A 13,828-nucleotide genomic window follows, 5' to 3' on the forward strand; every position below is an offset into this window, starting at 1 on the left:
ATTCCATACGGTCTTTCATATTTCCTCCATTTTTCTGCGGCGTTGCATTACTAAACTAGTATCATTCTGTGAAATGTTTCAGGAAGAGATACGGATAACAATGAAAGGTCGTGTTAATACCCGCTGGGCGATGGTCATCGGCGTAGCAATTATTGCTATTGCTGCATTCTGGTACTGGCACAGCCACAACGGCACCCAGACCGCTGCAGGCGCACACGCCCCGCAGACTGGACGTGGCGCTGCCGGTGGCCGTCGCGGTATGCCGCTGGCACCGGTACAGGCTGCCACCGCCGTAGAGGGCGAAGTCCCCCGCTATTTGGCTGGCCTCGGCACTATCACCGCGGCCAATACCGTCACCGTGCGTAGCCGCGTTGACGGCCAGCTGATGGCCCTGCACTTCCAGGAGGGTCAGCAGGTCAAGGCGGGAGACCTTTTAGCGGAGATCGACCCCAGCCAGTTTAAGGTAGCGCTTGCCCAGGCCCAGGGCCAGCTGGCGAAGGACAGAGCCACGCTGGCTAACGCCCAGCGCGATCTGGCCCGCTATCAGCAGCTGGTCAAAACCAATCTTGTTTCCCGCCAGGAGCTGGATGCTCAGCAGGCGCTGGTGAGCGAATCTCAGGGCACCATCAAAGCGGATGAAGCCTCGGTTGCCAGCGCCCAGTTGCAGCTGGACTGGAGCCGCATTACCGCCCCAATTGATGGTCGCGTGGGCCTGAAGCAGGTCGACATCGGCAACCAGATCTCCAGCGGCGACACCACCGGGATCGTAGTGATCACCCAGACTCACCCTATCGATCTGGTCTTTACCCTGCCGGAGAGCGATATCGCCACGGTTGTGCAGGCGCAGAAGGCCGGGCAGACCCTCAGCGTGGAGGCCTGGGACCGCACCAACAAGCAGAAGCTGAGCGACGGTACGCTGCTGAGTCTCGACAACCAGATCGACACCACCACCGGCACCATCAAGCTGAAAGCTCGCTTTACCAACCAGGATGACGCCCTCTTCCCCAACCAGTTCGTTAACGCCAGGATGCTGGTCTCTACCGAGCAGAACGCGGTGCTGATCCCGACCGCCGCGCTGCAGATGGGCAACGACGGCCACTTCGTCTGGGTGCTGAACGAGCAGAACAAAGTGAGTAAGCACACCGTCACGCCGGGCATTCAGAACAGCCAGCAGGTGGCGATTAACGCCGGGCTGTCGGCAGGTGACAGAGTGGTCACCGACGGCATCGACCGCTTAACCGAAGGTGCGCAGGTAGAGGTTGTCACGGCCCAGAGCGCCGACGCGGCCCCTACAGCACAGGCTAAAACTCATGGCACACGCGCCGCACAGGGAGCGGGTTCCTGATGCAGGTGTTACCTCCCCGCGCCACCGGCGGCCCATCCCGCCTGTTTATTCTCCGTCCGGTCGCCACCACCCTGTTCATGGTGGCGATCCTGCTGGCCGGGATCATCGGCTACCGTTTTCTGCCGGTCTCCGCCCTGCCCGAGGTGGACTACCCTACTATCCAGGTGGTGACCCTCTATCCTGGTGCCAGTCCGGACGTAATGACCTCCGCCGTCACCGCGCCTCTTGAGCGTCAGTTCGGCCAGATGTCCGGCTTAAAGCAGATGTCCTCCCAAAGCTCCGGCGGTGCGTCGGTGGTGACGTTACAGTTTCAGCTGACGCTGGGCCTTGATGTTGCCGAGCAGGAGGTGCAGGCCGCGATTAACGCCGCCACTAACCTGCTCCCCTCCGATCTGCCTAACCCGCCGGTCTACAGCAAGGTCAACCCGGCGGATCCGCCGATCATGTCGCTGGCGGTGACCTCAACCGCAATGCCGATGACCCAGGTCGAGGATATGGTCGAGACCCGGGTGGCGCAGAAGATCTCCCAGGTCTCCGGCGTCGGGCTGGTGACCCTCTCCGGCGGCCAGCGTCCGGCGGTGCGGGTGAAGCTTAACGCCCAGGCCATTGCCGCGCTCGGGCTGACCAGCGAAACCGTGCGTACTGCCATCAATAACAACAACGTTAACTCGGCGAAGGGTAGCCTCGACGGCCCGACGCGGGCGGTGACCCTCTCCGCGAACGATCAGATGCAGTCCGCCGAAGATTATCGTCGCCTGATTATTGCTTACCAGAACGGAGCACCGATCCGCCTCGGCGACGTGGCAACCATCGAGCAGGGCGCGGAGAACAGCTGGCTGGGAGCGTGGGCCAACAAGCAGCAGGCGATTGTGATGAACGTCCAGCGCCAGCCGGGAGCCAACATTCTTTCCACCGCGGATAGCATTCGCACGCTGCTGCCCCAGCTCACCGAGAGCCTGCCGAAGTCGGTCACGGTTAAGGTTCTGTCGGATCGCACTACCAACATTCGCGCCTCGGTAAGCGACACCCAGTTTGAGCTGATGCTGGCCATCGCCCTGGTCGTGATGATCATCTACCTGTTCCTGCGCAACGTCCCGGCTACCATCATTCCTGCCGTAGCGGTACCGCTGTCGCTGGTGGGCACCTTTGCGGTGATGGTATTCCTCGACTTCTCGATCAACAACCTGACGCTGATGGCCCTGACCATCGCCACCGGCTTCGTGGTGGATGACGCCATCGTGGTGATTGAGAACATCTCCCGCTATATCGAAAAAGGCGAGAAGCCGCTGGCGGCGGCGCTTAAGGGCGCGGGGGAGATTGGCTTTACCATTATCTCCCTCACCTTCTCGCTGATCGCGGTACTGATCCCGCTGCTGTTTATGGGCGATATCGTGGGACGCCTGTTCCGCGAGTTTGCCGTTACCCTGGCGGTGGCGATTTTGATCTCTGCCGTGGTCTCCCTGACCCTGACGCCGATGATGTGCGCCCGGATGCTCAGCCATGAATCCCTGCGCAAGCAGAACCGCTTCTCCCGCGCCTCGGAGCGCTTTTTCGACCGCGTGATCGCCGCCTATGGTCGTGGGCTGACGAAGGTACTGAACCATCCGTGGCTGACCTTCAGCGTGGCGGTGGGTGCGCTGCTGCTGTCGGTGCTGCTATGGGTGACCATTCCGAAAGGCTTCTTCCCGATCCAGGATAACGGCATTATTCAGGGCACGTTGCAGGCCCCGCAGTCGGCCTCGTTTGCCAGCATGGCGGAGCGCCAGCGACAGGTGAGCGATATCGTGCTGAAGGATCCGGCGGTTGAGAGCCTGACGGCCTTTGTCGGCGTCGACGGCACCAATCCGTCGCTAAACAGCGCCCGGCTGCAAATCAACCTTAAGCCGCTGGATGACCGGGACGATCGTGTCCAGGCGGTGATCGCCCGGCTTCAGCAGGCGGTAGCAAAAGTGCCGGGTGTGGATCTCTATCTCCAGCCGACCCAGGATCTGACCATCGATACCACCGTCAGCCGCACCCAGTATCAGTTCACTCTCCAGGCGACAACCCTGGAGGCGCTGAGCACCTGGGTGCCGCAGCTGATGAGTGAGCTACAGACCCTGCCGCAGCTGGCCGACGTCAGCAGCGACTGGCAGGACAAAGGGCTGGCTGCCTACGTTAACGTGGATCGGGACAGCGCCAGCCGCCTCGGTATCACAATGGCCGACGTGGATAATGCCCTCTACAACGCCTTCGGCCAGCGGCTGATCTCTACCATCTATACCCAGGCCAACCAGTACCGGGTGGTGCTGGAACATAATACGACAGCAACGCCGGGCCTGGCGGCGCTGGACTCCATTCGCCTGACCAGCAGCGACGGCGGCGTGGTGCCGCTCAGCGCCATTGCGAAGGTGGAAGAGCGCTATACCCCGCTGGCGATCAATCACCTTGACCAGTTCCCGTCCACCACCATCTCGTTTAACGTCCAGGACGGTTACGCGCTGGGAGATGCGGTACAGGCGATTCTGGATAGCGAGCAGAACCTCAGCCTGCCGGGGGATATCACTACCCAGTTCCAGGGCAGCTCGCTGGCGTTCCAGGACGCGCTGGGCAGCACCGTGTGGCTGATCGTCGCGGCGGTGGTGGCGATGTATATCGTGCTCGGCGTGCTCTATGAGAGCTTCATCCACCCGATCACCATCCTCTCTACCCTGCCCACCGCCGGGGTCGGCGCGTTGCTGGCGCTGATGCTGGCGGGCAGCGAGCTGGATGTCATCGCCATTATCGGCATCATTCTGCTGATTGGTATCGTCAAGAAGAACGCCATCATGATGATCGACTTTGCCCTCGCCGCCGAGCGGGAACAGGGCATGTCGCCGCGGGAGGCGATCTTCCAGGCCTGCCTGCTGCGTTTCCGTCCGATCTTAATGACCACTCTCGCGGCGCTGCTGGGTGCGCTGCCGCTGATGCTAAGCACCGGCGTGGGGGCCGAGCTGCGCCGTCCGCTGGGGATCGGCATGGTTGGCGGCCTGCTGGTGAGCCAGGTGCTGACCCTCTTTACCACGCCAGTGATCTACCTGCTGTTTGACCGTCTGGCCCTGCGGGTTCGCCACCGCTTCCCCCGCCGCGAAGAGCGTGAAGGGGAGGAGGCGTAAGTGCAGTTTTTTGCCCTGTTCATTCACCGCCCGGTCGCCACCATCCTGATTTCGCTGGCGATCACCCTGTGCGGTATTCTCGGCTTCCGCCTGCTGCCGGTAGCCCCGCTGCCGCAGGTGGATTACCCGGTGATCATGGTTAGCGCCTCTCTGCCGGGGGCCTCGCCGGAGACCATGGCCTCCTCGGTGGCGACGCCGCTGGAGCGCTCCCTCGGACGTATCGCCGGGGTCAATGAGATGACCTCCTCCAGCTCGCTGGGCAGCACGCGCATCATTCTGGAGTTCAAGTTCGATCGCGACATCAACGGCGCGGCGCGGGATGTGCAGGCGGCGATCAACGCCGCGCAAAGCCTGCTGCCGAGCGGAATGCCGAGCCGTCCGACCTATCGGAAAGCGAACCCGTCCGATGCGCCAATCATGATCCTGACGTTAACCTCGGATACCTACTCCCAGGGGCAGCTGTATGACTTCGCCTCGACGCAGCTGGCGCAGACCATCTCGCAAATAGACGGCGTCGGCGATGTCGACGTCGGCGGTAGCTCCCTGCCCGCCGTGCGTGTGTCGCTTAACCCGCAGGCGCTGTTCAACCAGGGCGTGTCGCTGGACGCCGTGCGCAGCGCGATTAATAACGCCAACGTGCGCAGGCCGCAGGGCGCTATCGAGGACGGCACCCACCGCTGGCAGCTGCAAACCAACGACGAGATCAAAACCGCCGAGGCCTACCAGCCGCTGATTGTCCACTATAGCAACGGGGCGGCGGTACGCCTCGGCGACGTCGCCAACGTCACCGATTCGGTGCAGGACGTGCGCAACGCCGGGATGACTAACGCCAAGCCAGCGATCCTGCTGATGATCCGTAAGCTGCCGGAAGCCAATATCATCCAGACGGTGGACAGCATCCGCGCCCGGCTGCCGGAGCTACAGGAGACGATCCCGGCGGCCATCGACCTACAGATCGCCCAGGACCGCTCCCCCACCATCCGCGCCTCGCTGGATGAGGTCGAGCACAGCCTGATCATCTCCGTGGCGCTGGTGATCCTGGTAGTCTTTCTCTTCCTGCGCTCGGGTCGGGCGACGTTGATCCCCGCAGTGGCGGTGCCCGTGTCGCTGATCGGCACCTTTGCCGCCATGTACCTGTGCGGCTTTAGCCTCAACAACCTCTCTCTGATGGCCCTGACCATCGCCACCGGCTTCGTGGTGGATGACGCCATCGTGGTGCTGGAGAATATCGCCCGTCATCTGGAGGCTGGAATGAAACCCCTCCAGGCGGCCTTACAGGGCACGCGGGAGGTGGGCTTTACCGTGCTCTCCATGAGCCTGTCGCTGGTGGCGGTCTTCCTGCCGCTGTTGCTGATGGACGGCCTGCCGGGCCGCCTGCTGCGGGAGTTTGCCGTCACGCTGTCGGTGGCGATCGGCATCTCGCTGGTGGTCTCCCTGACCCTGACACCGATGATGTGCGGCTGGCTGCTGAAGAGCGGCAAACCGAAAGCGCAAACCAGGGTGCGGGGCTTTGGCCGCCTGCTGCTGGGCCTCCAGCAGGGCTACGCTAAATCGCTGAAGTGGGTGCTGAACCATACCCGGATGGTGGGCGTGGTGCTGCTCGGCACCATCGCGCTCAACGTCTGGCTCTATATCGCCATCCCGAAAACCTTCTTCCCGGAGCAGGACACCGGCGTGCTGATGGGCGGCATCCAGGCCGATCAGAGCATCTCCTTCCAGGCGATGCGCGGCAAGCTGGCGGACTTTATGAAGATTATCCGTGACGATCCGGCGGTAGATAACGTCACTGGCTTTACCGGCGGCTCGCGGGTTAACAGCGGGATGATGTTTATCACCCTCAAGTCCCGCGACCAGCGCAGCGATAGCGCCCAGCAAGTCATCGACCGTCTGCGGGTTAAGCTGGCGAAAGAGCCGGGGGCTAATTTGTTCCTGATGGCGGTGCAGGATATCCGCGTCGGCGGTCGCCAGTCGAACGCCAGCTATCAGTACGCCCTGCTGTCGGACGATCTCAGCGACCTGCGCGAGTGGGAACCGAAGATCCGCAAGGCGTTCTCGGCCCTGCCCCAGCTGGCGGACGTTAACTCCGACCAGCAGGATAACGGTGCGGAGATGAACCTGATCTACGACCGGGAGACCATGTCCCGGCTGGGCATCAGCGTGCAGGACGCCAACGGTCTGCTGAATAACGCCTTCGGCCAGCGGCAGATCTCGACCATCTACGAGGCGCTCAACCAGTACAAGGTGGTGATGGAGGTCGATCCGCGTTACACCCAGGACATCAGCGCCCTGGACAAAATGTTTGTGATCAACAGCGAAGGCAAGCCGATCCCCCTCTCCTACTTCGCGAAGTGGCAGCCAGCTAACGCGCCGCTGTCGGTCAACCATCAGGGGCTTTCCGCCGCCTCGACCATCGCCTTTAACCTGCCGACCGGCGTCTCGCTGTCCGAAGCCAGCGAAGCGATTGACCGGACGATGACCCAGCTGGGGGTGCCCTCCAGCGTGCGCGGCAGCTTTGCCGGGACCGCACAGGTCTTCCAGGATACCATGCGCTCCCAGCTGATCCTGATCCTCGCGGCCATCGCTACGGTCTACATCGTGCTGGGCATTCTCTATGAGAGCTACGTGCATCCGCTGACCATTCTCTCTACGCTGCCCTCGGCGGGCGTGGGGGCGCTGCTGGCGCTGGAGCTGTTCGATGCCCCATTTAGCCTCATCGCCCTGATCGGAATTATGTTATTGATAGGTATCGTCAAGAAGAACGCCATCATGATGGTCGACTTCGCCCTTGAGGCGCAGCGCACCGGCAACCTGACGCCGCAGGAGGCCATCTTCCAGGCCTGCCTGCTGCGCTTCAGGCCGATCATGATGACCACCCTGGCGGCGCTGTTTGGCGCGCTGCCGCTGGTGCTGACCTCCGGCGACGGTTCCGAGCTGCGCCAGCCGCTCGGGATCACCATCGTTGGCGGCCTGGTGATGAGCCAGCTGCTGACGCTCTACACCACGCCGGTGGTCTATCTCTTCTTTGACCGGCTACGGCTGCGTTTCACCCGCAAGCGCCAGCCGCTATTGAGTGAGTAAAGGGTAAAGAGGCAGGTGAGATGACCGATCTTCCGAACCAGGTCCGCTGGCAGCTATGGATAGTGGCCTTCGGCTTTTTCATGCAGGCGCTGGATACCACCATCGTCAACACCGCCCTGCCCTCGATGGCGCAGAGCCTCGGCGAAAGCCCGCTGCATATGCACATGGTCGTCGTGGCCTACGTGCTGACGGTAGCGGTGATGCTCCCCGCCAGCGGCTGGCTGGCGGATAAGGTCGGGGTGCGCAACGTCTTCTTCACGGCAATTGTGCTCTTTACGCTGGGGTCGCTGTTCTGCGCTCAGGCCAGCACGCTGGACGGGCTGATCATGGCCCGTGTGTTGCAGGGCATCGGCGGCGCGATGATGGTGCCGGTGGGCAGGCTAACGGTGATGAAGATTGTTCCCCGGTCGCAGTATATGGCGGCGATGACCTTCGTCACCCTGCCGGGGCAGATCGGCCCGCTGCTCGGCCCGGCGCTGGGTGGGATTCTGGTGGAGTACGCCTCCTGGCACTGGATCTTCCTGATTAACCTGCCGGTGGGCATTGTGGGGGCGATTGCCACCCTCTGGCTGATGCCCAACTACACCCTGCAAACCCGCCGCTTCGATATGCCCGGCTTTCTGCTGCTGGCCTTCGGCATGGCGGCGCTGACTCTCGCCCTCGACGGCCAGAAGGGGTTAGGCATCTCAACGCTTACTCTTATCGCGCTGGTCATCGCGGGCGTCATCGCGCTGGGTGTCTACCTGTGGCACGCCAGACGCAACGACGCGGCCCTCTTCCCCCTCGGCCTGTTCGGCACCCGCTCCTTCTCCCTGGGCCTGGCCGGCAGCTTTGCCGGGCGCATCGGCAGCGGCATGCTGCCCTTTATCACCCCGGTGTTTTTACAGATCGGCCTCGGCTTCTCGCCGTTCCACGCCGGGCTGATGATGATCCCGATGGTGCTGGGCAGCATGGGCATGAAGCGGATTGTGGTGCAGATCGTCAACCGCTTCGGCTACCGCCGGGTGCTGGTGGCCAGCACGCTAGGGCTGGCGCTGGTGAGCCTGCTGTTTATGGCAACGGCGCTGGCGGGCCTCTACTATCTGCTGCCGGTGGTGCTTTTTGTGCAGGGGATGATCAACTCGATGCGCTTCTCGACCATGAACACCCTGACGCTAAAGGATCTGCCGGATGCGCAGGCCAGCAGCGGCAACAGCCTGCTGTCGATGGTCATGCAGCTCTCAATGAGCGTCGGCGTTACCGTCGCCGGGCTGCTGCTCGGCCTGTTTGGTCAGCAGCATCTGGCGACCGACAGCACGCTGGTGCATCACGTTTTCTTTTCCACCTATCTGTGCATGGCGGTGATTATCGCCCTGCCCGCGCTGGTCTTTGCCCGCGTGCCGAATGACGCCAGCACCAATGCCGTGATTGCCCGGCGCAAAAGGAGTTCACGATGAAATTCTGGCGACCCGGTATTACCGGCAAGCTCTTTCTGGCGATCCTCGCCACCTGCATTGCGCTGCTAATCACCATGCACTGGGCGGTGCGGATCAGCTTTGAGCGCGGCTTTATCGACTACATCAAGCACGGCAACGAGCAGCGATTACAGATGCTTGGCGACGCGCTGGGGGAGCAGTATGCGCTGCACGGCAACTGGCGTTTTCTGCGCAATAACGACCGCTTCGTCTTCCAGATCCTGCGCTCCTTTGAGCATGAAAGCGACGACGACCGGCCAGGTCCCGGCATGCCGCCTCACGGCTGGCGGACGCAGTTCTGGGTGACCGATCAGAGCGGCGACGTGCTGGTTGGCCCGCGCTCCCCGGTGCCCAAAGAGGGTACCCGGCGGGCGATAACGGTTAACGGTGCGGTGGTTGGCTCGGTCATCGCCTCCCCGGTGGAGCGGCTGACGCGCAACACCGATATCAACTTTGATCGTCAGCAGCGGCGCACTAGCTGGCTGATCGTCGGCCTTGCTACGCTGCTGGCGGCGCTGGCGACCTTCCCGCTGGCGCGCGGGCTGCTTGCGCCAGTGAAACGACTGGTAGAGGGAACCCACCGGCTGGCGGCTGGGGACTTCACCACCCGCGTGGCGACGTCCAGCCCGGATGAGCTGGGCAAGCTGGCCCAGGATTTTAACCAGCTCGCCAGTACGCTGGAGAAGAACCAGCAGATGCGCCGCGACTTTATGGCCGACATCTCCCACGAGCTGCGTACCCCGCTGGCGGTGCTGCGCGGCGAGCTGGAGGCGATTCAGGACGGGGTGCGCCAGTTCACCCCCGAGTCGGTGGCATCACTGCAGGCCGAGGTGGGCACGTTGACCAAGCTGGTTGACGATCTGCATCAGCTCTCGATGTCCGACGAGGGGGCGCTGGCCTACCAGAAAGCCCCGATGGATGTGATAACCCTGCTGGAGATTGCTGCCGGGGCGTTCCGGGAACGCTTCGTCAGTCGGGGACTAAGCCTTAACGTCTCGCTGCCGGAGAGCGCCATCGTGTTCGGCGACCGCGACCGCCTGATGCAGCTCTTTAATAATCTGCTGGAGAACAGCCTGCGCTATACCGATGCCGGGGGCCAGCTGATGATTAGTGCGACCGTGAAGCCTGATGCCATGGCGATGACCTTTGCCGATAGTGGTCCCGGCGTCAGCGACGAGCAGCTCAGCCGCCTGTTTGAGCGCTTCTACCGCACCGAAAGCTCGCGCAACCGCGCCAGCGGCGGCTCCGGGCTGGGGCTGCCTATCTGCGTAAACATTGTTGAAGCCCACGGCGGAACCATCTACGCGGCCCATTCGCCTTTTGGCGGGGTTAGCATTACAGTTGAACTACCGCTGGAACGCGATTTACCGAGAGATGTATGACTGAGTTACCGATTGACGAAAACACCCCGCGCATTTTAATCGTGGAAGATGAGCCGAAGCTGGGACAGCTGCTGGTGGACTATCTGCGGGCGGCGGGCTATGCCCCGACGCTGATTAACCACGGTGATAAGGTGCTGCCCTACGTGCGCCAGACGCCGCCGGACTTGATGCTGCTGGATCTGATGCTCCCCGGCACTGACGGCCTGACCCTGTGCCGGGAGATCCGCCGCTTCTCCGATCTGCCGATTGTGATGGTGACCGCCAGAATTGAGGAGATCGATCGCCTGCTGGGGCTGGAGATTGGCGCTGATGACTACATCTGCAAGCCCTACAGCCCTCGGGAGGTGGTCGCGCGGGTGAAAACCATTCTGCGCCGCTGCAAGCCCCAGCGCGAGCTGAAAGAGCTGGATGCGGTCAGCCCGCTGATGATCGACGAGAGCCGCTTCCAGGCCAGCTGGCGCAGCAAGGCGCTGGATTTGACGCCCGCCGAGTTTCGCCTGCTGAAGACCCTCTCCGGCGAGCCGGGAAAGGTCTTCTCCCGCGAGCAGCTGCTGAACCATCTCTATGACGACTACCGGGTAGTGACCGACCGCACCATCGACAGCCACATCAAAAACCTGCGCCGCAAGCTGGAGGCGCTGGACGAGGAGCAGTCGTTTATCCGCGCGGTATACGGCGTTGGCTACCGCTGGGAGGCGGACGCCGGCCGAATGGCATAGGTCGCACATTTATGTAGGCCGGGTAAGGCGCAGCCGCCACCCGGCGCTTTACCTGCCTCCCCCGCAGCGCTATAATTCCCGCCCTTAAAACAGGGGATTACCCCCTGCCCGCCCACTGAACTGCGGCGGATCTGACCTGTCATCAGAACGAGAACATCATGTTTAAACCGGAACTCCTCTCCCCGGCGGGAACGCTGAAAAATATGCGTTACGCCTTCGCCTATGGCGCGGATGCCGTCTACGCGGGCCAGCCCCGTTACTCCCTGCGGGTGCGCAATAACGAATTCAACCACGAGAATCTCCAGCTGGGGATCAACGAAGCCCATCAGCTTGGGAAAAAGTTCTACGTGGTGGTGAATATTGCGCCGCACAACGCCAAGCTGAAGACCTTTATCCGTGACTTAGCGCCGGTAGTGGCGATGGGACCTGATGCGCTGATCATGTCCGATCCTGGTTTAATCATGCTGGTGCGCGAGCACTTCCCGGAGATGGACATTCACCTCTCGGTACAGGCTAACGCCGTCAACTGGGCGACGGTGAAGTTCTGGCAGCAGATGGGCCTGACCCGGGTGATCCTCTCCCGCGAGCTCTCCCTGGATGAGATTGCCGAGATCCGCCAGCAGGTACCGGAGATGGAGCTTGAGATTTTCGTTCACGGCGCGCTGTGCATGGCCTACTCCGGCCGCTGCCTGCTCTCGGGCTACATCAACAAGCGCGATCCTAACCAGGGCACCTGCACCAACGCCTGCCGCTGGGAGTACAACGTGCAGGAGGGTAAAGAGGACGCCGTGGGTAATATTGTCCACGTCCACGAGCCGATCCCGGTGAAAAACGTCGAGCCAACGCTGGGTATTGGCGCGCCGACCGACAAAGTCTTTATGATTGAAGAGGCCCAGCGTCCTGGCGAGTACATGACCGCGTTTGAAGATGAGCACGGCACCTACATCATGAACTCGAAGGATCTGCGCGCTATCGCCCACGTCGAACGCCTGACCCAGATGGGCGTGCACTCGCTGAAGATCGAGGGCCGCACCAAGTCGTTCTACTACTGCGCCCGTACCGCCCAGGTCTACCGCAAGGCGATTGACGACGCCGCCGCCGGTAAACCGTTCGATACCAGCCTGCTGGAGACCTTAGAGGGGCTGGCACACCGGGGCTACACCGAAGGCTTCCTGCGCCGCCATACCCATGACGACTACCAGAACTACGAGCAGGGCTACTCGATCTCCGAGCGTCAGCAGTTTGTTGGCGAGTTCACCGGCGAGCGCAACGGCGCGCTGGCGGCGGTGAAGGTGAAGAACAAGTTCACCCTCGGCGACAGCATGGAGCTGATGACCCCGCACGGCAACGTTAACTTTACGCTGGAGCATATGGAGAACGCCAAAGGCGAAGCGATGCCGGTTGCGCCGGGTGACGGCTACACCGTCTGGCTGCCGGTTCCGACTGATATGCAGCTGGAGTATGGCCTGCTGATGCGCAATTTCAACGGCCAGACGACGCGCAATCCGCACGCTGCTTAGCGCTCCAGTAGTTCAATTGGGTTATTTTTTCAACTGATATGAATCTTAGAATCGGATCACATACCGTTTCGCTTGATAAGGGTATTATCTCCAGGCTGAAAAACATAACCCATAAATGCTAGCTCTACCAGGAACCACCTCCTTGGCCTGTGTAATCTCCCTTACGCAGGCCTATTTTTTTTCATACCTTTCGGCCTCTTCTTACACGCTCCAGTTCCGGCTAAGATACACTCTCTTCATTCTCTCTTTTTCAGGGTTTTAGGATGACTAGCGATCCGTCGAGTTTACTTATTCTGAATGGCAAAAGTGCAGGCGATGACACCCTGCGCGAGGCGGTTACTCTGCTGCGTAACGAAGGCATCGAGCTACACGTCAGAGTGACGTGGGAAAAAGGTGACGCGGCCCGCTACGTCGCGGAAGCCGTAGAGCTTGGGGTGGCCACGGTGATCGCTGGCGGCGGCGATGGCACCATCAATGAGGTAGCCACGGCGCTGGTCAACGCGGCGGGAGATAACGCGCCGGCGCTCGGTATTTTACCGCTTGGTACCGCCAACGACTTCGCCACCAGCGTAGGCATACCCGAAACGCTCGATAAAGCCCTGCAATTGGCAATCGTCGGCAAGGCCGTGCCAATAGATGTTGCCAGGGTTAATGGCGAAACCGGGTTTATCAATATGGCTACCGGTGGGTTCGGCACGCGCATCACCACCGAAACGCCAGAACGGCTGAAGGCTGCGCTGGGTGGCGTGTCGTATGTCATTCACGGCCTGATGCGTATGGATACCCTGAAAGCCGACAGCGTAGAGATCCGCGGTGAGAACTTCCAATGGCAGGGCGACGCGCTGGTGATCGGCATCGGCAATGGTCGCCAGGCGGGGGGCGGACAGCAGCTCTGCCCGAGCGCGCTGATCAACGACGGCCTGCTACAGATTCGCATTTTTACCGGGGATGAGATCCTGCCCGCGCTCTTCACCACCCTCACCCGCCCGGAGGATAGCCCGAACATCGTGGATGGCGAATCGGCCTGGTTTGAGGTGACCTCCCCTCATGAGATCACCTTTAACCTCGACGGCGAGCCGCTGAGCGGGCAACATTTCCGGATGGAGATCCTGCCCGGCGCGTTACAGTGCCGCCTGCCACCGGACTGTCCGTTGTTGCGTTAGTTTTTCGTAGGCCGGGTAAGCGCAGCGCCACCC

The 13,828-nt window shown here is 61.8% G+C and carries 8 protein-coding genes; all 8 read left to right on the forward strand.

Features of this window, described 5'->3' with window-relative positions; translation table 11 throughout:
• The first annotated feature begins 100 nt into the window (after positions 1-100).
• On the forward strand, positions 101-1,345 hold the full coding sequence (locus RTM13_RS16115; protein WP_312213205.1) for an MdtA/MuxA family multidrug efflux RND transporter periplasmic adaptor subunit: 1,245 nt from the start codon (positions 101-103) through the stop codon (positions 1,343-1,345).
• Positions 1,345-4,479 carry an MdtB/MuxB family multidrug efflux RND transporter permease subunit gene (locus tag RTM13_RS16120; protein WP_312213207.1) on the forward strand — a complete coding sequence of 1,045 codons (3,135 nt, stop codon included), beginning with the start codon at positions 1,345-1,347 and terminating at the stop codon, positions 4,477-4,479. Before RTM13_RS16115 ends, RTM13_RS16120 begins: the two co-directional genes overlap by 1 nt.
• A complete protein-coding gene (gene mdtC, locus RTM13_RS16125) occupies positions 4,480-7,557 on the forward strand; it encodes a multidrug efflux RND transporter permease subunit MdtC (protein ID WP_312213209.1) in 3,078 nt (1,025 codons plus the stop codon).
• 20 nt (positions 7,558-7,577) lie between these two features.
• Positions 7,578-8,993 (forward strand): MFS transporter, encoded by a 1,416-nt coding sequence (locus RTM13_RS16130; protein WP_312213211.1) that lies wholly within the window; start codon positions 7,578-7,580, stop codon positions 8,991-8,993.
• Positions 8,990-10,393 (forward strand): two-component system sensor histidine kinase BaeS, encoded by a 1,404-nt coding sequence (gene baeS, locus RTM13_RS16135; RefSeq protein WP_312213213.1) that lies wholly within the window; start codon positions 8,990-8,992, stop codon positions 10,391-10,393. The genes RTM13_RS16130 and baeS overlap by 4 nt, the downstream gene beginning before the upstream one ends.
• Positions 10,390-11,112, forward strand: coding sequence for a two-component system response regulator BaeR (gene baeR, locus RTM13_RS16140; protein ID WP_312213215.1), 723 nt, complete (start codon positions 10,390-10,392; stop codon positions 11,110-11,112). Before baeS ends, baeR begins: the two co-directional genes overlap by 4 nt.
• 158 nt (positions 11,113-11,270) lie before the next feature.
• Positions 11,271-12,632: a tRNA 5-hydroxyuridine modification protein YegQ gene (yegQ, locus tag RTM13_RS16145; RefSeq protein ID WP_312213217.1), complete on the forward strand. Its 1,362-nt coding sequence runs from the start codon at positions 11,271-11,273 to the stop codon at positions 12,630-12,632.
• Between the two features lie 263 nt (positions 12,633-12,895).
• Positions 12,896-13,795: a lipid kinase YegS gene (gene yegS / locus RTM13_RS16150; RefSeq protein ID WP_312213219.1), complete on the forward strand. Its 900-nt coding sequence runs from the start codon at positions 12,896-12,898 to the stop codon at positions 13,793-13,795.
• Positions 13,796-13,828 lie beyond the last annotated feature (33 nt).

It is taken from the genome of Pseudescherichia sp., assembly GCF_031979925.1.
In the GTDB taxonomy this organism is placed as follows: domain Bacteria; phylum Pseudomonadota; class Gammaproteobacteria; order Enterobacterales; family Enterobacteriaceae; genus Pseudescherichia.

Bases quoted from the DNA above. Each gene is read 5' to 3' on its own strand.
- RTM13_RS16115 (WP_312213205.1), top strand. From the start codon at position 101: ATGAAAGGTCGTGTTAATACCCGCTGGGCGATGGTCATCGGCGTAGCA.
- RTM13_RS16120 (WP_312213207.1), top strand. From the start codon at position 1,345: ATGCAGGTGTTACCTCCCCGCGCCACCGGCGGCCCATCCCGCCTGTTT.
- RTM13_RS16130 (WP_312213211.1), top strand. From the start codon at position 7,578: ATGACCGATCTTCCGAACCAGGTCCGCTGGCAGCTATGGATAGTGGCC.
- baeS (WP_312213213.1), top strand. From the start codon at position 8,990: ATGAAATTCTGGCGACCCGGTATTACCGGCAAGCTCTTTCTGGCGATC.
- baeR (WP_312213215.1), top strand. From the start codon at position 10,390: ATGACTGAGTTACCGATTGACGAAAACACCCCGCGCATTTTAATCGTG.
- yegQ (WP_312213217.1), top strand. From the start codon at position 11,271: ATGTTTAAACCGGAACTCCTCTCCCCGGCGGGAACGCTGAAAAATATG.
- yegS (WP_312213219.1), top strand. From the start codon at position 12,896: ATGACTAGCGATCCGTCGAGTTTACTTATTCTGAATGGCAAAAGTGCA.